23 protein-coding genes are annotated in these 22,135 nt (G+C 67.7%); 7 read left to right on the plus strand and 16 right to left on the minus strand.

Going from position 1 to position 22,135, the window contains the following annotated elements; genetic code table 11:
• The first annotated feature begins 176 nt into the window (after positions 1-176).
• Complete coding sequence (locus tag ACTIF2_RS03120; RefSeq protein WP_439495553.1) at positions 177-359, plus strand: type II toxin-antitoxin system HicA family toxin; 183 nt, start codon at positions 177-179, stop codon at positions 357-359.
• Positions 360-384: 25 nt separating this feature from the next.
• Positions 385-783, plus strand: coding sequence for a type II toxin-antitoxin system HicB family antitoxin (locus tag ACTIF2_RS03125; protein WP_439495554.1), 399 nt, complete (start codon positions 385-387; stop codon positions 781-783).
• Positions 784-792: 9 nt separating this feature from the next.
• Here the strand turns inward: ACTIF2_RS03125 and recQ are convergent, their stop codons facing one another.
• From recQ to ACTIF2_RS03185, 12 genes are all read right to left on the minus strand, one after another.
• Complete coding sequence (recQ, locus tag ACTIF2_RS03130; protein ID WP_439495555.1) at positions 793-2,625, minus strand: DNA helicase RecQ; 1,833 nt, start codon at positions 2,623-2,625, stop codon at positions 793-795.
• A gap of 47 nt (positions 2,626-2,672) precedes the next feature.
• Positions 2,673-3,287: a LysE family translocator gene (locus tag ACTIF2_RS03135; protein ID WP_439495556.1), complete on the minus strand. Its 615-nt coding sequence runs from the start codon at positions 3,285-3,287 to the stop codon at positions 2,673-2,675.
• Positions 3,288-3,369: 82 nt separating this feature from the next.
• The gene (locus ACTIF2_RS03140; RefSeq protein ID WP_439495557.1) at positions 3,370-4,695 is read right to left on the minus strand and encodes a methyl-accepting chemotaxis protein; all 1,326 of its coding nucleotides are present in this window, start codon (positions 4,693-4,695) and stop codon (positions 3,370-3,372) included.
• A 51-nt stretch (positions 4,696-4,746) separates the two neighbouring features.
• Positions 4,747-5,877 carry a DNA replication/repair protein RecF gene (gene recF, locus ACTIF2_RS03145; protein WP_439495558.1) on the minus strand — a complete coding sequence of 377 codons (1,131 nt, stop codon included), beginning with the start codon at positions 5,875-5,877 and terminating at the stop codon, positions 4,747-4,749.
• Between the two features lie 11 nt (positions 5,878-5,888).
• Positions 5,889-7,004, minus strand: coding sequence for a DNA polymerase III subunit beta (gene dnaN, locus ACTIF2_RS03150; protein ID WP_439495559.1), 1,116 nt, complete (start codon positions 7,002-7,004; stop codon positions 5,889-5,891).
• A gap of 140 nt (positions 7,005-7,144) precedes the next feature.
• Positions 7,145-8,566: a chromosomal replication initiator protein DnaA gene (gene dnaA, locus ACTIF2_RS03155; protein WP_439495606.1), complete on the minus strand. Its 1,422-nt coding sequence runs from the start codon at positions 8,564-8,566 to the stop codon at positions 7,145-7,147.
• Between the two features lie 880 nt (positions 8,567-9,446).
• Positions 9,447-9,713, minus strand: a complete 267-nt coding sequence (gene rpsT / locus ACTIF2_RS03160) for a 30S ribosomal protein S20 (RefSeq protein ID WP_439495607.1) — start codon at positions 9,711-9,713, stop codon at positions 9,447-9,449.
• 174 nt (positions 9,714-9,887) lie between these two features.
• Positions 9,888-11,120 (minus strand): hypothetical protein, encoded by a 1,233-nt coding sequence (locus ACTIF2_RS03165; RefSeq protein ID WP_439495560.1) that lies wholly within the window; start codon positions 11,118-11,120, stop codon positions 9,888-9,890.
• 124 nt (positions 11,121-11,244) lie between these two features.
• Positions 11,245-12,237 (minus strand): threo-3-hydroxy-L-aspartate ammonia-lyase, encoded by a 993-nt coding sequence (locus ACTIF2_RS03170; protein ID WP_439495561.1) that lies wholly within the window; start codon positions 12,235-12,237, stop codon positions 11,245-11,247.
• A gap of 96 nt (positions 12,238-12,333) precedes the next feature.
• Positions 12,334-13,446, minus strand: a complete 1,113-nt coding sequence (locus ACTIF2_RS03175; protein ID WP_439495562.1) for a DMP19 family protein — start codon at positions 13,444-13,446, stop codon at positions 12,334-12,336.
• Between the two features lie 33 nt (positions 13,447-13,479).
• Entirely contained in the window at positions 13,480-14,253 is a 774-nt protein-coding gene (locus ACTIF2_RS03180; protein ID WP_439495563.1) for an enoyl-CoA hydratase, read from the minus strand.
• Positions 14,254-14,363: 110 nt separating this feature from the next.
• Positions 14,364-14,741 (minus strand): tautomerase family protein, encoded by a 378-nt coding sequence (locus ACTIF2_RS03185; protein WP_439495564.1) that lies wholly within the window; start codon positions 14,739-14,741, stop codon positions 14,364-14,366.
• Here ACTIF2_RS03185 and ACTIF2_RS03190 point away from each other — a divergent pair.
• From ACTIF2_RS03190 to ACTIF2_RS03200, 3 genes are all read left to right on the plus strand, one after another.
• Complete coding sequence (locus ACTIF2_RS03190) at positions 14,740-14,880, plus strand: hypothetical protein (RefSeq protein WP_439495565.1); 141 nt, start codon at positions 14,740-14,742, stop codon at positions 14,878-14,880. The genes ACTIF2_RS03185 and ACTIF2_RS03190 overlap by 2 nt on opposite strands.
• 9 nt (positions 14,881-14,889) lie before the next feature.
• On the plus strand, positions 14,890-15,747 hold the full coding sequence (locus ACTIF2_RS03195) for a LysR family transcriptional regulator (RefSeq protein ID WP_439495566.1): 858 nt from the start codon (positions 14,890-14,892) through the stop codon (positions 15,745-15,747).
• 171 nt (positions 15,748-15,918) lie between these two features.
• Complete coding sequence (locus ACTIF2_RS03200) at positions 15,919-16,389, plus strand: SRPBCC family protein (RefSeq protein ID WP_439495567.1); 471 nt, start codon at positions 15,919-15,921, stop codon at positions 16,387-16,389.
• Here the strand turns inward: ACTIF2_RS03200 and mutM are convergent.
• A complete protein-coding gene (gene mutM / locus ACTIF2_RS03205; protein WP_439495568.1) occupies positions 16,386-17,276 on the minus strand; it encodes a bifunctional DNA-formamidopyrimidine glycosylase/DNA-(apurinic or apyrimidinic site) lyase in 891 nt (296 codons plus the stop codon). The genes ACTIF2_RS03200 and mutM overlap by 4 nt on opposite strands.
• A 93-nt stretch (positions 17,277-17,369) precedes the next feature.
• Here mutM and ubiE point away from each other — a divergent pair, with 93 nt between their 5' ends.
• The gene (gene ubiE, locus ACTIF2_RS03210; RefSeq protein WP_439495569.1) at positions 17,370-18,131 is read left to right on the plus strand and encodes a bifunctional demethylmenaquinone methyltransferase/2-methoxy-6-polyprenyl-1,4-benzoquinol methylase UbiE; all 762 of its coding nucleotides are present in this window, start codon (positions 17,370-17,372) and stop codon (positions 18,129-18,131) included.
• A gap of 109 nt (positions 18,132-18,240) precedes the next feature.
• Positions 18,241-19,797, plus strand: a complete 1,557-nt coding sequence (ubiB, locus tag ACTIF2_RS03215; protein ID WP_439495570.1) for a 2-polyprenylphenol 6-hydroxylase — start codon at positions 18,241-18,243, stop codon at positions 19,795-19,797.
• 91 nt (positions 19,798-19,888) lie between these two features.
• On the opposite strand, the gene ACTIF2_RS03220 is transcribed toward ubiB, so the two are convergent.
• The 3 genes from ACTIF2_RS03220 to ACTIF2_RS03230 form a co-directional block, all read right to left on the minus strand.
• Positions 19,889-21,085, minus strand: coding sequence for a serine hydrolase domain-containing protein (locus ACTIF2_RS03220; protein ID WP_439495571.1), 1,197 nt, complete (start codon positions 21,083-21,085; stop codon positions 19,889-19,891).
• On the minus strand, positions 21,082-21,534 hold the full coding sequence (locus tag ACTIF2_RS03225) for a VOC family protein (protein ID WP_439495572.1): 453 nt from the start codon (positions 21,532-21,534) through the stop codon (positions 21,082-21,084). The genes ACTIF2_RS03220 and ACTIF2_RS03225 overlap by 4 nt, the downstream gene beginning before the upstream one ends.
• A gap of 62 nt (positions 21,535-21,596) precedes the next feature.
• Positions 21,597-22,073, minus strand: a complete 477-nt coding sequence (locus ACTIF2_RS03230) for a DUF1579 domain-containing protein (protein WP_439495573.1) — start codon at positions 22,071-22,073, stop codon at positions 21,597-21,599.
• Positions 22,074-22,135: the final 62 nt, after the last annotated feature.

Below are 22,135 nucleotides of genomic sequence, written 5' to 3' on the forward strand. Positions count from 1 at the left end.
GGCGCCCGCGATGCTCTTGATTCGTATCGCGAATATAGGGTGTCACGATGGCTTTTTCACGCGCACGCGTGCGTACGCGGGAGAAACAGCCTGGCGCTTCCATTACAGTCAACATTTATGTTGACTTCAACACTTGTGTGGAGTATGCTAATTTATCTCGCCATGTGAGGATTCGCATGAATGCGCAGGAGCTGAAGAAGTGGCTCGCGGCGAGGGGTTGCACGTTCGAAGCCAAAAAGGCCGGATCGGGTCATCTCATCGTCCGGCGCGGCAAGCTGAAATCCGAAATCCCGATGCATGGCGCGCGCAAGGAACTGGGCACAGTCTCGTCAACGCCATCAAGAAGCAACTGGGTTTGAAGTGATGCTGGCATATCATGTCGAATTGACGCCGGACGACAACGACACGTTGCTCGTCTTGTGCCCGTCCCTGCCGATGGTGGCAAGTTTTGGCGAAACGCGCGAGGAGGCGCTGAGCCACGCCAGAGATGCGATCGAGACCGCACTCGCCAGCATGATCGCCGATGCGGAGGATATTCCGCCCGCCGACCGCGCCGGCACGCTGGTCCGCATGCCGCTGCTGACGACCTTGAAGGTCGAACTCTACCGCGCGCTGCGCGAGACCGGGATGACGCGCGCCGAACTCGCCCGACGACTGAACTGGAAGCGGGAATCAGTCGACCGCCTGTTTCGGCTCGACCATGCCTCGCGCCTCGAACAAATCGAAGCGGCCATGGCAGCGATCGGAAAGACCTTCGACGTCGAGGTGCTGGAAGCGGCGTAGCCTAGAGAGCTAGCCGCTGAAACTCGCGATCGCATCGACGAAAACCTCGCCATATTGCGCGAGCTTGCGTTCACCCACGCCCTCGATCGCGCGCATCTCGTCGAGCCCGAGCGGCCGTTCGCGCGCCATCGCGATCAGGGTCCGGTCGGTGAAGATGATATAGGCGGCGACGCCTTCCTCGCGGGCGATCGAGAGACGAAGCTGGCGCAGATGCTCGAACAGCGCGGCGGTGCCTTCGTCGAGCCCGTCGGCGCGCGCATCGCGCTCGGCGCCGCGGCTGCGGCGCACCGGCAGCGCGTCGGCGCGCAGCGCGATCGGCTCGCGGCCGAAGAGGATGTCCTCGCCCTTCTCCGTCAGGCAGAAGCCGCCATGCTCGGCGCTGGCCTCCGCCAGCGCGCCGGCAGCGAAGAGCTTGCGCGTCAGCGCGGTCCAGGCGCTTTTCGGCCGGTCCTTGCCGACCCCGAAGGTCTTCAGGCCATCATGGTTCTGGCGGCGGATGGTCTCGCTCGTCGTGCCGGTGAGGATATCGGCGAGATGGCCGGCGCCGAAGCGCTGGCCCGAGCGCGCGACGGCGGAAAGCAGCTTGCGCGCGTCGAGCGTGGCGTCCGACAGCGCCGCCTCGCCGCCGCAGAGGTCGCAACGGAACGGCGCCTCACCATGCCGGCAGGGCGGTGTCTCCTCGCCGAAATAGGCGAGCAGCGCCGAGCGCCGGCAGAGTGCCGATTCGCACAGGTCGATCATGGCGTTGAGCCGCTTGTGCTCGATGCGCCGGCGCGCATCGTCGATCTGCTTCTCGTCGATCTGGCGGCGGCGCAGCGCCATGTCCTCGACGCCGTAGAGGGTGAGCGTGTCGGCGGGCAACCCGTCGCGGCCGGCGCGGCCGATCTCCTGGTAATAGCCTTCGATCGAGCCGGGCATGTCGGCATGGACGACGAAGCGGACATCGGGCTTGTTGATGCCCATGCCGAAGGCGATGGTGGCGCAGACCACGACGCCGTCCTCCTGCAGGAAGAGGTCCTGGTTACGGTTGCGCTCGGCCTGCTCCATGCCGGCATGATAGGGAAAGGCCTTGTAGCCCAGCCCGCGCAGCCCCTCGGCAAGGCGCTCGGTGCGCCCGCGCGAGGAGCAGTAGACGATGCCGCTGCCACCGCGATGGCGTTTCAGGAAATCCGCGATCTGCCGGCGCGGCTGGTCCTTCGGCGCGAAGGCGAGCTTCAGGTTCGGTCGGTCGAAGGAATGGACCACCATATGCGGCGGCTGCGGGAAGAGCTGCTGGGCGATGTCGTCGCGCGTCTGCCGGTCGGCGGTCGCCGTCAACGCGGTGACCGGGACGCCGCCCAGCGCCTCGCGGGCCTTGGCGAGCAGGCGATATTCCGGCCTGAAATCATGGCCCCATTGCGAGACGCAATGCGCCTCATCGATGGCGAGCCGCGCCACGCCGAGCCGGCGAAGGCGGGCAACGAGCCCGTCCCCGGCCAACCGCTCGGGCGAGACGAAGAGCAGGCTCAAGGTCCCGGCATTGAGCCGGTCCCAGGCCTCCGCGGCCTCGGCCTCGCTGTTCATCGAATTGAGCGAGGCGGCGGCGACCCCGGCGCGGGTGAGCTGGCCGACCTGGTCGCGCATCAGCGCGATCAAGGGCGAGACGACCAAAGTCAGGCCGCCGGCGACGAGCGCCGGGAGCTGATAGCACATCGACTTGCCCGAGCCGGTCGGCATCACGGCGAAGACGTCGCTGCCGGTGAGCGCGGCTTCGATCACCTCCCATTGTCCCGGGCGGAAATCGTCATAGCCGAAGACGGATTTCAGCGTCGCGCGCGCCTGTGATTCGCTTGCATGCGGCATGGCCACGGGTTTGCCCGAGGCTGGCCGCGATGGCCAGAGCTAAGACGTCAGCCGCGCGCCGCGATCGCCGCGGCCGCACCGGCCATGACGCCGCCGGTCAGGCGATTGACCCGCCGCATCGCCTTCGGGCTCGCGACCAGGAGCCGGGCCCGATCGGCCGCATAGGCATAGGTCAGCATGGTCGCGCCGATGATCAGCGTCAGCAGCACGGCGATCTCGGCGAAGGCGAGCGGCGTCATGCGGTCGAGATCGACGACGAGCGGCAGGATCGACAGGAAGAACACCATCACCTTGGGGTTGCCGAGCGTCAGCGCGATGCCGCCCATGAACAGCCGGAACCCTTCGCCGCGCGCCTGCGGCGGCTGGCGCGGCGCCTCGGCCGGCGCCGTCCAGAGCTTCCAGGCAAGATAGAGCAGATAGGCGCAGCCGGCATATTTGATCGCGACGAAGAGCCCGTGGAAGCTCTGCATCAGCACGGCGAGCCCGAGCGACGTGCAGGAAAACCAGATCAGGTCGCCGGCGACGATGCCCGCAGCGAAGGGCAGCGAGCGGCGAAAGCCGGTCGCGAGCGAGCGTGCGACCAGCGCCGCGACGGCCGGGCCGGGCGAGGCGACGGCGAGGAAATAGACGCCCGCGAAAACCAGAAGACCGGTGAGTTCCATGGCAAGACCGCCTCGTCGAAACGAGCGGTCTCCATAGCATGACGGCGCCCGGCCGTCCCATCGCGTCGCGTGATCGGATCGATCAGGCCGTCTCGCGAATGATCGCGCGGTGCTTGTCGGCGCGGGCATGCGCAACCTGGCCGAGGAATTCGCCGATCGAGCGCTCGAGCTCCTGCGACAGCGAGGAGGTCGCCCTGACGCGCTCGTCGACGTGGCGGGCGAGCGAAGCGGCCTCGCCCGCGAGCCCTTCGACCAGGGCGGCGTTATGGGCGATCGCATCGACCCCGACCGAGGAGGTCTCGGCCTGCTCGGCAATGGAATGGATCCTGGCCGCCTGCTCGGCGACGGAGCCGGCGACGACGCGGGCGCTCTCCTGCATCGCCTGCATGGTCTGGCTGAGCTCGCGAATCGCGGCCTCGATCGCCTGGCCGGCGGCGACGACCTCCTCGACGCCATGGCGGATCGTCCCGGTGGCGCTGTTCGTCGCCGTGGCGAGCGACTTGACCTCCGCCGCCACCACGGCGAAGCCGCGGCCGGCCTCTCCGGCGCGCGCCGCCTCGATCGTGGCGTTGAGGGCGAGCAGGTTGGTCTGGGAGGCGAGGTTGCGGATCAGGTCGACGACGCTGCCGATGCGCTCGTTGGCCTGCTGCAGCATGGCGACGTTCTCGGTGATGCCGCGGCATTCGGCGCTGGCTTCGTCCGTTGCCCGGGCCGATGTCGCGGTCTCCTGCATGATCCGCTCGGTCGAGGCGCCGAAGGCGCGCGTCGCCGCGACGATCTCGGCGACGGAGGCGGAAATCTGCTCGGGCCGGCGCTGGGTGCCGGCGACGGCGGCGAGCGTTTCGCCGGCCTTGGCGGAGAGATCGCTCGAGAAGCCGGAGACGTCGGCCATGCTGGCCTCGATCGCCGAGATGCGCTCGGCGATGCCGCCGCGAAAGGCCCCCTCGAGGGTGCCGAGCCGCTCGCCCATCTCGACCTCGATCGCCTCGTCGAAACAGGCGAGCGAATAGGACACGTCGGTCAGCATCAGCTTGCAGAACAGGCGCAGCGCCTCATCGAGCGGGCCCCAGCGCCGCTTCCAGCGCGACGTCAGGACGGCGAGGAAATTCGAGAAATCCTCGACGAAGAACAGCGGGTAGTCGGCAAGCGTGATCTCATGGGCATTGGCCCGCCCGACGATGCGCTTCTTGGCCGCGAGATAGATCTCGTCGAATTGCAGCCGAAACAGCAGGCGGTACTTGATCGTCTCGTCGCCATGGATCTGACGGTCGCGATTGAGCGCCTCGCGGCCGAAGGTCTTGCTGTAGAGCTGCTGGACGGAGGCGTCGAAATGCGGCTCCAGGACCGCGAGCAGGCGGCCCGCGATCGCTGCTTCGGCGGCCGTGAACGAGGGCTGCGAGGGCTGCATCGCGCCATCATCGGCAGGAATGGTTAACCGTCCTTCAAGGCACGGCCGGGCTCAGGGACGATCGGCAGGCGCGACGCATCCGGGCGACACCGTGAAGCTCTGAGCGCCCGCCGGCAGGTCGGCGAAGAGCGCGGGATCCGCCCCCGTCATCCAGACTTGCGAGCCGAGCGCCGCGAGATCGGCATAGAGCGCCGCACGCCGGCGCGGATCGAGATGGGCGGCGACCTCGTCGAGCAGGACGAGCGGTGGCAATCCACTCATGCTGCGGACCAGCCTGGCATGGGCGAGGACGAGCCCGATCAGCAAGGCCTTCTGCTCGCCGGTCGAGCCCTGCTCGGCGGGAATGCCCTTGGCGGCATGGCGAACCAGGAGATCGGAGGTCTGCGGGCCCGTCAGGGTCCGCCCCGCCGCGCGGTCGCGCTGGCGACCCTGGCGCAGCAGCTCGCGATAGCGATCCTCGGCGTCGAGCGCCGGCAAGGCCTGGACGAGCCGGTCGATCTCGCCATCGAGGCCGATCATGGCGCGCGGAAAGGGTGAGGCCTCATCGCCACCCGCCGCAATGATCGTCGCGAGCCGCCCGACCGTCTCGGCCCGCGCCGCGGCGACCGCGACGCCGAGCTCGGCGACCTCGCGCTCGACCGCGTCGAGCCAGGAGGTCTCGCGCGGGCTCTCCTCAAGGATGCGGTTGCGCGAGCGCAGGGCGCGTTCGAGCGCGTTCGAGCGGGTGGCGTGGCCGGGATCGACGGCCAGCACCAGCCGGTCGAGGAAGCGGCGCCGGTCGCCCGCCGCGCCGCGGAACAGCCCGTCGAGATCAGGCGTCAGCCAGACGACCCGGACATGGTCGCTGAAGGCCAGCGCCGAGCCGACCGAGGCGCCATCGATGCGCGCGAGCCGCGCCCGCCTGCCATCGCTCTCGGGCCCGAGCCCGACGCCGAGGCGCGGCCCGTCCTCAGCCAGCGCGACCGAGACGGCGAAGGAGCCCGGCCCGTCCTGGCGCGCCATCTCGGAAAGATCGGCGCGGCGCAGGCCGCGCCCCGGAGCGAAAAGCGACAAGGCCTCGAGCAGATTGGTCTTGCCGGCGCCGTTCTCGCCGACAAGCGCAACGATTTGGCCCTCGATCGCCAGATCGAGGGCCTCGTAAGAACGGAAATCCTGAAGGATCAGGCGCGCGACGGCGGTCAAGACGTGCCGGCTCAGACCCGCATCGGCATCAGCACATAGAGCGCCGAGGCGCCCTCGCGATCCTGGATCACGGTCGGCGAACCCGGGTCGGCGAGCTTGAGCAGGGCGGTGTCGCCGTCGAGCTGGGCGGCGATGTCCATCAGGTAGCGCGCGTTGAAACCGATATCGAGCGGGCTCGAATCGTAGTCGACCTCGATCTCCTCGGTCGCGGAGCCGGAATCGGGATTGGTCACCGAGAGCGTCATGCGGCCATCGGCCATGGACAGCTTCACCGCCCGGCCGCGCTCGGACGAGATCGTCGAGACGCGGTCGACGGAAGCGGCGAAATCGCCCCTGTCGACGGTCAGGCGCTTGTCGTTGCCGCTCGGGATGACGCGCTGATAATCGGGGAAGGTGCCGTCGATCAGCTTCGAGGTCAGCACGACATCGGCGGTGGCGACGCGGATCTTGGTGGCCGAGAGCTCGACCGAGACCTCGCTCTCGCCATCCTCCAGGAGCTTCTGGATCTCGGAGACCGCCTTGCGCGGCACGATGACGCCCGGCATGCCGGCGGCGCCGGCGGGAGCCGCCGTATCGACGCGGGCGAGCCGGTGGCCGTCGGTCGCGACGGCACGCAGCAGCGTGTTGCCCTCGACATCGATGGTGTGGAGATAGATGCCGTTGAGATAATAGCGCGTCTCCTCGGTGGAGATCGCGAACTGGGTCTTGTCGATCAGGCGCTTGAACTCGCCGGCCGGCAGCGTGAAGCGATGCGCCATCTCGCCAGCGGTGATGTCGGGGAAATCGCTCTCGGGCAGGGTCTGCAGCATGAAGCGCGAGCGGCCGGAGCGCAGGGTGAGCCCGGTCTCGCCGGTGGTCTCGAGCGAGACCTGGGCGCCGTCGGGCAATTTGCGGACGATATCGTAGAGCGTATGCGCCGGCACCGTGGTGGCGCCGGGCTCGGCGACGTCGGCGGCGAGCGTCTCGACCACCTCGATGTCGAGGTCGGTCGCCTTCAGCTTCAGGCCGGCGTCGTCAGCGCTCAGCAGGAGATTCGACAGGATCGGGATCGTGTTGCGGCGTTCCACCACGCGGTGGACATGACCCAGCGACTTCAGCAGCGTGGAACGTTCGACCGTGACCTTCATCTTCGTCTTCTGGCGTGCTTGCGCCCGGCGGCGGATGCGCGGGCGGCGGAATGGCCCGCGACATTGCCGGAGCCGCGACGGTGGCGCAAGAGCGTGATCGCGCCACCCCACAAGCGGGCCGCGCGCGGCCCGCGATCGGCTCACTCCTGCAGCATGCGCTTCAGGAGGTCGACCTCGTCATGCAGCAGGCGGTCCTCGGCGATCGCCTTCTCGATCTTGCGCACGGCGTGCAGCACCGTCGTGTGGTCGCGCCCGCCGAAACGGCGGCCGATCTCGGGCAGCGAGCGCGGCGTCAGCGCCTTGGAGAGATACATCGCGATCTGGCGCGGCTTGACCACCGCCGCCGTGCGCCGCTCCGAGAGGATGTCGGCCCGGCTGACATTGTAGCGGGTCGCGACCAGCTTCTGGATATCCTCGATCTTGACGCGGCGCGGTTCGCGCGTCCGGACCAGGTCGCGGATCGCGGCCTCGGCGGTCTCCAGGGTCACGGCATGGCCGGAGAGGGTGGCGTGCGCCAGGAGCCGGTTGGCGGCGCCGTCGAGATCGCGGCCATTGGTGGCGACGACGCAAGCGACATAGGCGACCACGTCGGGATTGACGTGGAAATTCGGATGCGCGGCCTGCAGGGTGTCGAGGCGGCTCCCCAGGATCTTGGCGCGCAGCGCCTCGTCGAGCTCGCCGACCTCGACCACGAGGCCGCCGCCAAGCCGCGAGCGGATGCGCTCGTCGAGCGCCTCGAGATCATTGGCCAGCCGGTCGGCGGCGACCACGATCTGCTTGCCGGCATCGATCAGCGCGTTGATCGTGTGGCCGAATTCCTGCTGGATCGAACGGCCCTGGATGAACTGCACGTCGTCGACGATCAGGAGGTCGATGCCGCGCAGCTTTTCCTTGAAGGCGAGCGCGGTCTGCGACTTCAGGGCGGCGACGAAGCCGTACATGAAGCGGTCGGCGGTGAAATAGGCGACGCGCTTGCCATGGTTGCGCGCATCCTGCGCGATCGCCTGCAGGAGATGGGTTTTGCCGAGCCCGACGCCGGCATGGAGATAAAGCGGGTTATAGGGCGTCGCTCCGGCCGGCGCGGCCGCGATCCGCTCGGCGGCGGCGAAGGCGAGCTGGTTCGACTTGCCGACGATGAAGCTCTGGAAGTTCAGGCGACGGTCGAGCATCGTGCCGCAGGCGTCGACGAGGTCGCGCTCGCAGGGCAAGGCGCCGGTCTCGGCCGGGCGGGCAGCGGCGACGGGTTCCGGCTGGGCCGGCCGCGTGCCGGGAGCAGCGGTTTCGCGGATCGTGGCAGGGGCCGGATCACGCGCGACCTGGCGCACCGAGAGGAGGATGCCGCTGGTCGCGGGCAGCTCGGCGATGCAATGCGCCCGCAGCCGCTCGGCGTAATGAGCCTCGAGCCAGCTCTTCAGGAAGCGGGTCGGCACCGTCAGATAGGCCACCCCGTCAACGAGGCCGCCGATCTCGACGCGCGCGAACCAGCTCGAGAACACATCCTCGCCGAGCTCGGCGCGCAGACGCCGGCGCACCCGGTCCCAGGCCTCGGTCAAAGAAAGCATGGCGCTCTTGTCTGAAGTCTCCTTCGTGTTGGCCGGGATCAGAGGCATCGGCACAGCCGCCGCCTCGGTGATCTCGTCCAGCCCCTGTCGCTCAAACATGTTTCGCCCCATCTCAAATGTCATGATGCGCCGGCATTGGCAGCCCTCACGGGCCACCTCGCCGGAGCTACTGTCCGGTCAATAGGGAAGGCTTCCCGCGCGACGCCTTGCGGCGGCGGGCGACCTACCCGGTCTGCTTGGTTAGGCTTGAAAGGCTCACCGAAGGACGGAGCCGCACTTCATCTCAACACAACAAGACAAAGAGCCGCATCCTCCACCCCCCTTGGGCGCGAGCCAAATCGTCGCTAATCTCTGGAAAATCCCCGGTGGACATCGCTGTCCGGCCGGCGATGAAAAGACCTTACAGGTGGCTCTCGAACGGGGGCAATATCCCCTTCAGCCGGCTTCCGAGAGTCCCCGCCCGGCAGCGCCGACCTGACCTATCGGCAACCGCCCCGCAATAGGTTGGGGAACTTAACGTTTTCTTTACCGGCGCCCCTCCGCGAAGCCTGCGAATCTTTTTTTTCGAAAGTGTCGACAGGGCCCGCATGCGCTCCGGCGATTCTCGACGGCAGAATCCTTTGCCTGCTAAGATGATGAAAAATATGGGATTTATTTGCGCGGTCAAAAGATCGGGAGCGGCGGATTTCCGGCCCTGAAACCGCCACCGAAGTCAACCCGGTAAAGCCGTGGAAAGATTGCGAAATCGGCTTGCGGATTGGATTTTTTCGGCACTGCGGCAGCGGTGTCCGCGCCGCAACAAGCGCTACGCCGGCACAACAAAAAACCCGGCCTTTCGGCCGGGCTTAATTCCGTCAAAAACCGCTATGCGGAACTGCAATCAGGAGGCGAGAGCGCCGATCCGATGCGCCAACCGCGAAACCTTGCGGGAAGCCGTGTTCTTGTGAACGACGCCCTTCTGAGCGGCGCGCATGATCTCAGGCTGAGCGGCCTTGAGAGCTTCGGCAGCGGCGCCCTTGTCGCCGGTGGCGATAGCCTCCTCGACCTTGCGCAGGAAGGTGCGCATCCGGCTACGGCGCGCCTTGTTGACCTCGGTGCGCCGCGCGATCTTGCGCGTGGCCTTCTTGGCCGACGTCGTATTGGCCATCGAAACGTCCTCGTCTTCATCGCGACCGTGCGCCTGGCATTCTTGCCCGGCGGGATCGGCCGCTACCATGATGGAAATGCGTGAGCGACAGCCATGCTTGCGCCAGCCGTCGCGAGACGCAGGCCTATAATCGCTCCACGGCCCTGCGTCAACGCTGAAACGCCGGGCGAGCGATCAATCGCTCGCAGCGGATGACCAGGAGTCGATCGCGACGATCTCCCGGTTCAGGCCCCAGTTGAAGTCGATCCGGCCGACGAGATGGCCCCAGTCGGGTTCCAGCTCGAGCCAGGTCCGACGCGCGCCGCGCCGCCAGACGCCGCTGAACCTCTGGCTGCCGCCCTCGTTATAGGTGCAGATATCGATCAGCCGCCAGCCGTCAGCCTTCCATTCGGCATCCTTCGCGCGGAAGCCGCGCTCGTCATCCGCCACCCACAGGGCCGAGTTGCCGATGCCGTGCTCGAACAGCCCGGCGAACCAGCGCTGGCGCCCGTCGCTGAAGCTGTCGAGCGAGATCAGGCCCTGCCCGGCCTCCGAACGCGATTGCCATTCCTTCTCGAAGGCGGCGCGCGGCTCGACCACGAGGTCGGTATCGCCGCCGCGGTCGAATGTGCCGCCGACGATCACGGTGCCGTTGCCCTGGAAGGCGTAGATGTCGGTGGGCCGGATGCCGTCGCGCCTGAGCTCCAGGATCTTCGCGGCGAAGGCGTAGCGATCGAGTTCCCAGAACGGCATGCCGGTGTCGCCGGCCTCGAACACGCCGATATAGGTGCGCTCGATCCGCGACGAGAAGGATGGCTGACCCGGCGCCGCCTCGCAGGAGGCGATGCGGCTGAGCCTCAACCCTTCCTTGCGCCAGTCGTCGATGTTCTTGGTGAAGGCGTCCCAGCCGGAGACCCAATAGCCCTGATAGACCTCGCGATCGCGGATCAGCACGGCGTATTGCCGGTTGTCCTCGAGCCGCTTGCCGATCGGCTGGATGGTGATGCGGAAATCGAAGCCGCCTTCCGAGGCCATGCCCTCCTCGGCGATGAACTGTCCGTAATAGCCCGAGGAATAGCTCGTCACCCAGGCCCGGTTGACGCCATAGGGGCAATCCTCGGCCGGGGTCAGCGTCAGGCTGCGGCTGCTCAGCTCGGTATCGCCAAAGGTGTCCTGCTCCCAGCCGCTGATCGAGATATGGAGCTTGCCGTCGATCAGGGGCACATAGAGATAGTCGAGGCCGACCTTGTATTCGCCGCCCGTCTCGATGCCGTGCCTGGTCCACCATTGGGTCTGACCGTTCACGGTCATCTTCATGTGCCACTCATGCGTGCCCATCTCCTTGGGCAGGCCGGTATTGATGCCTTCCTGGGTCCTGGTGACCTTCAGGCGCTCTATGCGAACATAGGCGATATTCGTTTGGACCATGCCACATCTCCCGCATCCGACCGGCAGGGCCGGCTGCGGCGAGCTTCGCCCGGCTCCCGTGCCGGGGTCGTCCTTCAAATGGAGGATAGGCGGGAGGTTCGACGGGCCGCCTGTCAGGCGACGGTCACGGCGTCCCGATGAACCGCGCGAAGGCGGCGAGATCGACATTGCCGCCGCTGATGATGACGCCGACGCGCTGGCCCGCGACCGGAACAGCCCCGGTGAAGGCGGCCGCCGCCGCGAGGCAGCCCGTCGGCTCGACCACGAGCTTCATCCGCTCGGCGAAGAAGGCCATCGCCTCGACCAGGGCCGAATCCGGCACCGTGACGATATCCTCGACCAGATTCTGGATCAGCGGGAAGGTATAATGGCCGAGGAACGCCGTCTGCGCGCCGTCGGCGATGGTCTTGGGCACGTCGATCCTGACGATCTCGCCCTTGCGCAGGGATTGCTGGCCGTCATTGCCGGCCTCCGGCTCGACGCCGATGACGCGGCAGCCCGGATTGAGCGCCCTGGCCGCCAGCGCCGCGCCCGAGATCAGCCCGCCGCCACCGAGCGGGACCAGCAGCATGTCGAGCGGCCCGGCCTCCTCGATCAGCTCCTTGGTCGCGGTGCCCTGGCCGGCGATCACGTCCGGATGGTCATAGGGCGGGATCAGGGTCAGGCCGCGCGTCTCGGCGAGCTCGCGGCCGAGCGCGTCGCGATCCTGGCTGTAGCGATCGAAGAGCACGACCTCGGCGCCATAGCCGCGGGTCGCCGCGACCTTCGCGGCCGGCGCGTCCTGCGGCATCAGGATCACGGTCGGCACGCCGATCAGCTTGCCCGAGAGTGCGATCGCCTGGGCATGGTTGCCGGAGGAGAAGGTGACGACGCCGGCGCGCTTCTGGTCCGGGCTCAGGGCGGAAATCGCATTGAAGGCGCCGCGGAACTTGAAGGCGCCCATGCGCTGCAGGTTCTCGGCCTTGAAGACCAGCGAGGCGTCGGTGCGGGCATTGGCCGTGCGCGAGGTCAGGGCCGGCGTGCGATGCGCGACGCCCTGGAGGCGGCCGGAAGCGGCCTCGACATCGGCGTAGGTCGGCAGGACGAGGCCTTCAGCGGCTCGGATCGTGGCGGTCATCGGCAACCCTCTGTTCAAGCGCGTGCATGCTGCCAGCGGAGAGCGCGAAACGCCACGGCCGGGATGGGCGAGCTGCCATGCGCCAATGCCGCCAGCTCAGCGCGGCAGGATGTTATCGCGCCTGGCGGAGTCGAGCATGGCCTGCCTGATCGGCTGGCCGTCGAGCTTGCCGGTCAGCGCCGCGAGCCGGTCGTCCCAGGCGCTCCAGCCCTGTCGGAAATGCCGCTGCCGGCGCTCCTCCGTCGAGACCGGATAGGGCGTGGCGAACATGGCCAGCGCCTCGTCGAGCGCGCCCGCCGCCGTCGGCAGCCCAAGATCGCGCAGCGCCTGCCGCGCCGGCAGCGCGAAGGCGCCGCTCGAATTGAAGAAGAATTGATGGATGCCGCCGTTGAAGAGCTCGCCCTCGAGCAATGTGAGGACGAAGATGCGACGATAGGCGAGCGGCATCCGCTCGATCCCGGCCTCGATCGTCGCTGCCGCGCCGAAGCCCGACAGGCCCGGCAGCAGCCGGCGTTGGAGATAGGACAGGCGCTCGTCGTCGGAAAGGTCCCGGCGCGCCTGCGCGAGCGCGGCGGAAAGCACGCTCTCCTGCCGGACATGAGCGATGATCTCCTGCCGGAACGCGCTCTTGCCGGGAAAGTGGGCGCCCAGCTCACGCAGCTTGAGGTCGATGGCGGTGGGCGGCCGCGACAGGTTGGGCACGATGCCTTCCGCGACGCGCAGGAAGCTGTGGGCGAAAGCCTCCGATCTGACCTTGTCCGAGGTCGGATAGCCCGGGCCGAAAACCGCCATGGCGGCGGCGAAAATGTCCGCACGCTCGGCAAGGCCCGCCTCGCGCAGGGCGGCAAGGACCTCCGGCGCGACCGCCCCCGACGGATTCGAGAAGAAGACGTGCAGCCCTTCGGCATTGCCGTCATGAATCGACTCGGCCAGTCCGAGCAACAGCCGCAGGCGGACGATTTCGGGCGGCATGGTCTTCAGCCAGGCCAGATAGCCGTCGCGCGCGTCGACGATCAGCCGGTGGAATTCGGCCGGGAAGGCGATCTCGAGAAGATCGGAATCAGGAATCTCGCGCAACATGGCCTGGTTCTCGGGCCGGAAGATCGCCAGAGGATCGTCGGTCTTCCTCCCATCCGCCAGGGCTGCCCCGGAGGTCGCCAGGCAAACGAGAGCAAGCGCCGCGAGGAGGCCGCGGCCCATCCTGGTCATGCTCCGGCACAGCGCGCGCATCCCGGCCCGGCCTCAGCGGTTCTTGAAATCCGGCTTCCGCTTCTCGGCGAAGGCGGCCATGCCTTCCTTCTGGTCCTGCGTGGCGAAGAGCGCCGAGAAGACGCGGCGCTCGAAACGCAGGCCCTCGGCCAGAGTCACCTCGAAGGCCCGGTTGACCGCCTCCTTGGCGGTCAACACCGAGGGCAGCGACTTGGCGGCGATCGCGTCCGCCGCCTTCAGCACCTCCGTCATGAGATCGGCGAGCGGGACGACGCGAGCGACGAGGCCGGAGCGCTCGGCCTCGGTCGCGTCCATCATCCGGCCGGTGAGGCAGAGGTCCATCGCCTTGGCCTTGCCGATCGCCTTGGTCAGGCGCTGCGTGCCGCCGGCACCGGGGATGACGCCGAGATTGATCTCGGGCTGGCCGAATTTCGCGTTGTCGGCGGCGATGATGAAATCGCACATCATGGCAAGCTCGCAGCCGCCGCCAAGCGCGAAGCCCGCGACTGCGGCGATGATCGGCTTGCGGCGCTGGCCGATGCGGTCCCAGGTCTCGAACTTGTCGTCGAGATAGGTCTCAGGGAACGTGCGGGACTGCATCTCCTTGATGTCGGCGCCGGCGGCGAAGGCCTTTTCCGAGCCGGTGATGACGATGCAGCCGATGCCGGCATCCTTCTCGAAACCGTCGATCGCCGCGTTGACCTCGTCGATGAGCTGGCCGTTCAGCGCATTCAGCGCGTGGGGCCGATTCAGCGTGACGACGCCGACCTTGCCCTTCACCTCGACGAGAATGGTCTCATAAGCCATGGCGGCCTCCCGGATGCGCTGTATCTCGGCCACGAATAGCCGCGACGCTGGCCGCGGTCCATGCGTGCGAGCGCACGGCGCGATACGAGCGCCGGCGCAGGCGGCTCGTCTCAGGCGAACTGCGCCAGGCCGTGGCCGACGGACCAGTTCTCCTTCGCCGCGTCGAGCGCGACCACGAAGACGTCTTCGGGGCGGATGCCGGGGCTTTCCCCAAGCAGTTCCGCGATACGCCGGAACAGCGCCTTCTTCTGCTCGGCGGTCTGTGAAGCGAACAGGATGATCCGGATGTAGACGAGATCGTCGCTGCGGCTGACGCCGAAGGCGGAGCCCCGGCGGAAGTTCGCGGCATCATGCTCGCCGATGGTCATGAACTGATCGTCCTCGGGGACGTCGAGCACCTCGCGCAACGCACGATAGAGGCTGTCGAAGATCGCTTGTCGATAGGCTTCCGGCTTTCCGGCGCGCAACGAGATGTGAAGGAGCGGCATGGCGGGCCTCGAATCCATGATGGTGAAGCGCGCGATCGGCGGCGGCCATCAGGACGCCGTCGCAGGAGCGCTTGAGCGCCATGACGATAGAAGGCGCCTGATTATTGCGGTATCCTATCAATATCGATTTCTATCATAATGAACGAAAATGGCACTTGCTCCGCTCGACCTCGATTCCGTCCAGGCGTTCGTTCGCATCGTCGATCTCGGCAGCTTTACGCGCGCCGCAGAGGCGATGCGGACGACGCAGGCTGCGGTCAGCCTGAAGCTGAAGCGCCTCGAGCAGCGGCTGGGATGCCGGCTCATCGAGCGCACGCCGCGGCATGTCGAGCTTTCGGCGCGTGGCGCGGCCTTTCTCGATCATGCCCGTGAGCTTCTGGCGGTGCACGAGCGCGCGTTGTCCGCCTTCGTCCCAACCCGGGAGCGCCTGACCATTGGCATCAGCGATCACGTCGCGGGGCCTGAGCTTCCGGCACTGATAGCACGCATGAACGCGCAGGACCCGCAGCTGGTGATCGAGATCCGGATCGGCACCTCCGGCGAATTGCTCCAGAGCTTCGACCGGCGCGAGCTCGACACGGTGATCGTGCGCCTGCATGCCGGGCGCAGCGATGGCGAATGTCTCGCTGACGAGAGGTTCGGCTGGTTCGCCGCGCCGGTCTGGCAACATCGCCCGGGCGAGCCACTGCCGGTCGCCACCATGGCCGAACCCTGCGGGGTACGCGTGATGGCTGGGCAGCTTCTCGACGAGGCCGGCGTGCCCTGGACGGAAATCTTCGTGGGAGGCGGCGTCACGGCGGTCGTGGCTGCGGTCACGGCCGGGCTCGGGGTAGCAGCGCTGGCGCGGCGCATGCTGCCCTTCGGCGCGGTCGATGTCGGGCAAAGGCTCGGCCTGCCCGATCTGCCGCGCCTGCCGATCCTGCTTCATACAAGGGTCAGGGACGGGCGCCCGCGCGACGCGCTCGCCGCGCTTTCGGCGGCGTTTAGGAGCGTGGTGCGAAGCTAGAGCAATTCCAGCAAAAGTGCGCAGCGGTTTTACGTCCGGAATTGCGTGGAACCAAAGAGCAAAGAGCATTTCCGGCAAACCTGTGTTCGTCGGAAATGCTCTAGCCGCGCCCTTGGCCCCCTAGGGCCGCTTAGCGCGTTGATAAGCATGACCGCCGAACGGGAGACAGGCATGGCCGGCAAAACCCGAACCGACACGGCCTCACGCCTCGTCAAGGCGTCGCCCGGCGCGATCTATAACGCCTTCGTGGACCCCGCGACGCTCGGCCGATGGCTGCCGCCGCAGGGGATGCGCGCGAAAATCGAGCGGTTCGAGCCACATCCCGGCGGCAGCTACCGCATGGTGCTGACCTATGATGATCCGGCTGGCGCGCCTGGTAAGGCCAGCGCCGACAGCGACATCGTCGCGGGCCGCTTCGTCGCGCTTGAGCCGGGCGAGCGTATCGTCTGGGAGGTCGGCTTCGTCTCGGACGATCCGGCCTTCGCCGGCGTGATGACCATGACCTGGAGCCTGAAGCCCGTCGCGACCGGAACCGAGGTCACCATCCTGTGCGAGAATGTGCCGTCCGGCATCCGGCAGGAGGACCACGATGCCGGGCTGCGCTCGACGCTGGAGAATCTGGCGGCCTTCACCGAAGGCTAGCGCCGCTTCTGGCAGCTCTCGCAATAGAAGGTCGAGCGCCCCGACTGCACCAGCCGCTTGACCAGATGCCCGCAGCCCGGGGTGACGCAGGGGTCGCCCTCGCGGTCATAGACGCGGAAGCGGTGCTGGAAATAACCGAGCGAGCCGTCGGCATGGGCAAAATCGCGCAAGGTCGAGCCGCCGGCGGCGACCGCCTCCTCCAGCACCTCGCGAATGATGCGGGCAAGCGCATGCGCCGCCTCGCGCGGCCGGCCGGTCGAGGTCGCGATCGAGCCCGCGGCGGCCTCGGGGTGAAGCCCGGCGCGGAACAAAGCCTCGCAGACATAGATGTTGCCCAGGCCCGCCACGAGCCGCTGGTCGAGCAGCGCCGCCTTCAGCGGCGCGAGCTTGCCGGCGAAGAGTTCTGCGAGCGTCTCGCCGGAAAGCGCGTTCCCGAGCGGCTCGATGCCCATCCCGGCGAAATGCTTCGAGGCCTCCAGCCCGGCGCGCGGCAGAAGGTCCATGAAGCCGAAGCGGCGCACGTCGTTATAGGTGACGCGCGCACCTGAGCCGAGATGGAAGACGACATGGTCGTGCTGCAGATGCCGGCCGATCTCGTTGTAATAGGAGCCGGGCTCGGTCGGCGGCGTGCCGGGCGCCTCGACGATGAAGCGCCCGCTCATACCGAGATGCATGACCAGCGCCTGGCCGTCGTCGAGATCGGCGATCAGGTATTTGGCGCGGCGCGACAGGCTCTCGACCTTGCGCCCGGTCAGGCGCTCGGCGAAGCGCTCCGGCAGCGGAAAGCGCAGGTCGGGCCGGCGCTGCTCGACGCTGGCCAGCACCTGCCCGAGCATGGCGGGCTCAAGTCCGCGGCGGACGGTTTCAACCTCGGGAAGCTCCGGCATCCTAACCCTTCAGCATGCGTCGAGACGGGCCGCGACAAGGCCCGCTCGTTTCGCTATTCATCGCCTGATCAGAACACAAGGGTCGTCCGCCTCGTGACAGCAGCCTCCGACACCACCCATTTCGGCTTCGAGACCGTGAAACTCGGCGAGAAGCAGGCCAAGGTCGACGATGTCTTCCACAAGGTCGCCGGCCGCTACGACCTGATGAACGACCTGATGTCGGCCGGGCTGCACCGGCTCTGGAAGGATGCGCTGATCTCGACGCTGAAGCCGCCGCGCGACCGGCCCTTCCATCATCTCGACGTCGCCGGCGGCACGGGCGACGTCGCCTTCGCGGTCATCGACGCCGGCGGGCCACGCACCGATGTCACGGTGCTCGACATCAATGGCGAGATGCTGAGCGTGGGCCGCGAGCGCGCCGAGAAGCGCTATCCCGGCGACGCGCGCATCCGCTTCGTCCAGGGCAATGCCGAGGAACTCGGCCTGCCCGACAACCATTTCGACGCCTATACGATCGCCTTCGGCATCCGCAACGTGCCGCGCATCGACAAGGCACTCGGCGAGGCCCATCGCGTGCTGAAGCGCGGCGGGCGCTTCCTCTGCCTCGAATTCAGCCATGTCGACGTGCCGCTGCTCGACAGGATCTACGAGGCCTATTCCTTCAACCTGATCCCGCCGATGGGGAAACTCGTCACCGGCGATGGCGAGCCCTATCGCTATCTGGTCGAATCGATCCGCAAGTTCCCCAAGCCGCAGGTCTTCGCCGACATGATCGAGGCGGCCGGCTTCCGCCGCGCCCGCTTCACGCCGATGACCGGAGGGGTCGTGGCTCTGCATTCCGGCTGGAAGCTGTGATGGAGCAGGCGCCGTCATGCTCGGGCTCGACCCGAGCATCTCCTGAAGGGAGTCCTGTCCGGCCCGAGATGGCCGGGTCAAGCCCGGCCATGACGAGCGCCATCCCCGCATGATCTCCGCCTTTGCCCATTTCGCCCGCATGGCGCGGGTCGGTTTCGTGCTGGCCCGCGAGGGCGCGCTGGCGCTGGTCGACCCGTCGGTGCTGCCGCCGGCGGCGCGCGCGCTGATCCGCCTCGGCCGACTGATCGAGCGGCGCGGCGCCGGCTCGTCGGCGACGCGGCTCGCGGCGGCGATGACCCGGCTCGGCCCGTCCTATGTCAAGTTCGGCCAGTTCCTGGCGACCCGCCCCGACGTGGTCGGCATGAAGATCGCCGAGGACCTTTCGGCGCTGCAGGACCGGATGGCGCCGTTCCCGATGGAACAGGCACGCGCCGCGATCGAGGCCGCCCATGGCGAGACGGTCGAGGAGATTTTTGCCGAATTCGGCGAGCCGGTCGCGGCCGCCTCGATCGCCCAGGTCCATCGGGCGCGGCTGAAGGACGGCTCCGAGGTCGCGGTCAAGATCCTGCGGCCGGGCATCCGCGACCGTTTCAACCGCGACCTCGCCTCGATGCGCTTCGGTGCGGAACTCGCCGAGAGCCGCTCGCCGGAGGCGCGCCGGCTGCGCTTCTCCGGCGTGGTCGAGACGCTGGCGCGCTCGGTGACCATGGAGATGGACCTGCGGCTGGAGGCTGCTGCCCTTTCCGAATTCGCCGAGAACACCAGGGACGACGCCGATTTCCGCGTGCCGGCGCCGGACTGGCAGCTGACGGCGCGCGAGGTGCTGGTCGACGAATGGATCGACGGCATCCGCCTCTCCGACACCGAGGCGCTGCGCGCTGCCGGCCACGATCTCGCCGGGCTCGGGCGCAATGTCATCCAGTCCTTCCTGAAGCACGCGATCCGCGACGGCTTCTTCCATGCCGACATGCATCCCGGAAACCTGTTCGTCGATGCGCAAGGACGGCTCGTCGCGGTCGATGGCGGCATCATGGGCCGGCTCGGCCACAAGGAGCGGCGCTTCCTCGCCGAGATCCTGCTCGGCTTCATCACGCGCGACTACCGGCGCGTGGCCGAGGTGCATTTCGAGGCCGGCTATGTGCCCGGCCACCATGCGGTCGAGGATTTCGCCCAGGCGATCCGGGCCGTCGGCGAGCCGATCCACGACAAGCGCGCCGACGAGATCTCGATGGCGAAGGTCCTGACCCTGCTCTTCGAGATCACCGGGCTGTTCGACATGGCGACGCGCACCGAGCTCGTCATGCTGCAGAAGACCATGGTGGTGGTCGAGGGCGTGGCGCGCTCGCTCGACCCGCATCTCGACATGTGGACGACGGCCGAGCCCGTGGTGCGCGAATGGATCACGCGCAATCTCGGGCCGCTCGGGCGGATCGAGGAGGCGGGGCGCGGCGCGCGCACGCTCGCCTTCAGCCTGGCGAGCCTGCCCGAGACGGCCGCACGGGCCGAGCGCGTGCTCGGCCAGCTCGAGGACGCCTCGCGCCAGGGCTTTGCGCTCGACGAGCGCAGCGTCCAGGCGATCGGCCGCGCCGAGGCGAGGCGCAACCGCTGGGGCAACTGGGCGCTGTGGGCGATCGCGGCGCTGCTGGCCTATGCGGTGTTCAGCTAAGGGCGCTCTTGAACTCCGAGCCCTCATCCTGAGGAGCCGCGCAGCGGCGTCTCGAAGGATGAGGGCTCGGGTCGTTTAACGGCTCGTCGCCTCAGTCGGCGAGCGCCCGATAGGCCAGCTTCTGGAACTCCCGGTTGATCGCAGCATCGTCCGGGCTCTGCATCAGGCGCTGGCTCAGGAAGATCGTCACCAGGTCCTTCTGCGGGTCGATATTGAGCCCGGTGCCGAAGCCGCCCTCCCAGCCATAGCGGCCGGGAACGGCCGAAAGCTCGTCGGGTTTCGTGACGATGCCGAGGCCGAAGCCCCAGCCGGTCGTCTCCCAGAATCCGGGAAAGAAGGGCGAGACAGCCTTCTGCTCCGGCGTGATCTGGTCGCGCGTCATCTCTCCGACCATCTCCGGCGAGAGGATCGTCCGTGCGCCGTGCCGGCCTCGCGCCAAGAGCATGCGCGCGAAGGCGAGGACATCATCGGCGGTCGAGACCAGCTCGCAGGGAAAGGCCTGCTTGCTGGCAAAGGCGCCGCCTGCGGCAGGGTCGACCAGCGTCAACCGGCCGCTCTGCGGATCGCGCGTATAGGCGCAGGCAAGGCGCCCGATCTTCTCGGGCGGGACGTGAAAGCCGGTATCGACCATGCCGAGCGGCCCCAGCAGGCGCTCCTGCATGACCTCGTCCAGCGATTTGCCGGCGATCCGGGCGAGCAGCACGGCGAGCACGTCGAAGCCGGTATGATACATCCAGACCGCGCCGGGCTGGTGGATCAGCGGCAGCGAGCCGAGCTGTCTCATCCATTCGTCGGGCGTCACGACCGGGTTGACCGGGCCAGGGGCGACACCGGCATCGTCCATCGCCTGCTGGATCGGGTAGCGGCCCGGCGGCTCCATCACCACGCCGATGCCGAGCCGGAGCGTCAGCAGATCGCGCAGGCTGATCGGGCGGTGGGCGGGAACGGTGTCGTCGAGCGAAGCGTCGAGGCTGCGCAGGACTTCGGGCTCCGCCAGCTCGGGCAGCCAGCGATCGACCGCATCGTCGAGCCCGATCAGGCCTTCCTCGACCATGGCGAGGGCGACGACGGCCAGGATCGGCTTGGTCATCGAGGCGATGCGAATGATCGTGTCGCGGCGCATCGGCGCGCGGCTGTCGAGATCGGCCAGGCCGGACGTGTCGACATGCACATCGTCACCCCGGGCGACCAGGGTGACGATGCCGGCCACCGCCCCAGCCTCGACATGGCCGCGCATCGCGGCGGCCATGTCGGCGAGGCCGGTTCCGGAGAATCGGTGGTCGCTCACGCCATTTCCGACGTCTTGACGCCGCAATCGGCCATCTCGGCCGGCATCTCGGCGCCGACCATCCAATGCGTGCCGAAACGGTCGGTCAGCATGCCGAAGCGCGGCGAGAAGAAGGTCTCCGCGATCGGCATGGTGATCGTCGCGCCGTCCGACAGGTCCTTGAAGATGCGCTCGGCCTCCTCGGGTGTCGGGACGTTGACGCTGACGGCGACCGACTGCATCGGGCCGCCGCTGTGCTCGGGCGGCGCGTCGGAAGCCATCAGCATCTGGCCGTCGATCTCGAGGCAAGCGTGCAGGATCTTCTTCTGCCATTCCGGCGCGGTCTGCGCCTCGGCCGGAGTGCCCTCATGGGGCATCATGGCGACGATCTTGCCGCCGAGAACCTTCTCGTAGTGCTTGAAAGCCTCTTCGCAATTACCGTTGAAGAAGAGATAGGTCGAGAGCTTCATGGTCGTTCCTCCGGTTGGGAAACGGCCGGCGCGCTACCGCGCCAGCCGATGGAAAGCGGCGCTCAGCGCCTGGTGTAGCGGGCCATCATGAACTGGTTCCAGTTCCCGTCCGCGCCGAGCACCTTCGAATAGAACAGGCGCTCGGTCGGGCTCTTGATCTCGAGGATGTCGCGGTATTTCGAGGTCGTGCCGTCGCCGGAGAAGCTCGGCCCCTCGGATTCGAGCGTCAGGATCTTGCGGTCCGCGTCGAGCGACCCCTCATAGGTCCAGAGCATCGGCATCATCGAGCCGACCCAGGTTCCGACGAAGCGGCCCTTGGCGGGGTCGAAGCCGAGCGTGATCCGCATCAGCGCTTCGTCGCCGCCGGGCATCTCGCCCGTGCTCTCGCCGACGACCCAGAAGTCGCCGATCGGGCGGAAGCTCTCGGTGCCGGTGGAGACCTCCTCGGGCTTGTCGGGCGAGCAGCTCGATTCGTAGGTCCAGTCGCCGATGAGCTGCTGAAGCCAGCGGTGTTCGTCCTGCGGTTTGGCATCCAACATGGGCATATCCTCCTTGGTTGCTTGGGGTGCTTGAAGCCGGGTTGCTCGAATTTGGCCGAACG

It is taken from the genome of Allobosea sp. (assembly GCF_051860145.1).
Lineage (GTDB): Bacteria > Pseudomonadota > Alphaproteobacteria > Rhizobiales > Beijerinckiaceae > Allobosea.

What these genes read in the sequence shown, in the direction of transcription:
- recQ (WP_439495555.1), bottom strand. Translation starts at nt 2,625, where the DNA reads ATGCCGCATGCAAGCGAATCACAGGCGCGCGCGACGCTGAAATCCGTC.
- ACTIF2_RS03175 (WP_439495562.1), bottom strand. Translation starts at nt 13,446, where the DNA reads ATGACCAGGATGGGCCGCGGCCTCCTCGCGGCGCTTGCTCTCGTTTGC.
- ubiB (WP_439495570.1), top strand. Translation starts at nt 18,241, where the DNA reads ATGATCTCCGCCTTTGCCCATTTCGCCCGCATGGCGCGGGTCGGTTTC.
- ACTIF2_RS03190 (WP_439495565.1), top strand. Translation starts at nt 14,740, where the DNA reads ATGGCGGGCCTCGAATCCATGATGGTGAAGCGCGCGATCGGCGGCGGC.
- dnaN (WP_439495559.1), bottom strand. Translation starts at nt 7,004, where the DNA reads ATGAAGGTCACGGTCGAACGTTCCACGCTGCTGAAGTCGCTGGGTCAT.
- ACTIF2_RS03165 (WP_439495560.1), bottom strand. Translation starts at nt 11,120, where the DNA reads ATGGTCCAAACGAATATCGCCTATGTTCGCATAGAGCGCCTGAAGGTC.
- ACTIF2_RS03230 (WP_439495573.1), bottom strand. Translation starts at nt 22,073, where the DNA reads ATGTTGGATGCCAAACCGCAGGACGAACACCGCTGGCTTCAGCAGCTC.
- ACTIF2_RS03225 (WP_439495572.1), bottom strand. Translation starts at nt 21,534, where the DNA reads ATGAAGCTCTCGACCTATCTCTTCTTCAACGGTAATTGCGAAGAGGCT.
- ACTIF2_RS03120 (WP_439495553.1), top strand. Translation starts at nt 177, where the DNA reads ATGAATGCGCAGGAGCTGAAGAAGTGGCTCGCGGCGAGGGGTTGCACG.
- rpsT (WP_439495607.1), bottom strand. Translation starts at nt 9,713, where the DNA reads ATGGCCAATACGACGTCGGCCAAGAAGGCCACGCGCAAGATCGCGCGG.
- ACTIF2_RS03200 (WP_439495567.1), top strand. Translation starts at nt 15,919, where the DNA reads ATGGCCGGCAAAACCCGAACCGACACGGCCTCACGCCTCGTCAAGGCG.
- ACTIF2_RS03195 (WP_439495566.1), top strand. Translation starts at nt 14,890, where the DNA reads ATGGCACTTGCTCCGCTCGACCTCGATTCCGTCCAGGCGTTCGTTCGC.
- ACTIF2_RS03185 (WP_439495564.1), bottom strand. Translation starts at nt 14,741, where the DNA reads ATGCCGCTCCTTCACATCTCGTTGCGCGCCGGAAAGCCGGAAGCCTAT.
- ACTIF2_RS03140 (WP_439495557.1), bottom strand. Translation starts at nt 4,695, where the DNA reads ATGCAGCCCTCGCAGCCCTCGTTCACGGCCGCCGAAGCAGCGATCGCG.
- ACTIF2_RS03135 (WP_439495556.1), bottom strand. Translation starts at nt 3,287, where the DNA reads ATGGAACTCACCGGTCTTCTGGTTTTCGCGGGCGTCTATTTCCTCGCC.
- dnaA (WP_439495606.1), bottom strand. Translation starts at nt 8,566, where the DNA reads ATGCTTTCTTTGACCGAGGCCTGGGACCGGGTGCGCCGGCGTCTGCGC.
- ACTIF2_RS03170 (WP_439495561.1), bottom strand. Translation starts at nt 12,237, where the DNA reads ATGACCGCCACGATCCGAGCCGCTGAAGGCCTCGTCCTGCCGACCTAC.
- ACTIF2_RS03180 (WP_439495563.1), bottom strand. Translation starts at nt 14,253, where the DNA reads ATGGCTTATGAGACCATTCTCGTCGAGGTGAAGGGCAAGGTCGGCGTC.
- mutM (WP_439495568.1), bottom strand. Translation starts at nt 17,276, where the DNA reads ATGCCGGAGCTTCCCGAGGTTGAAACCGTCCGCCGCGGACTTGAGCCC.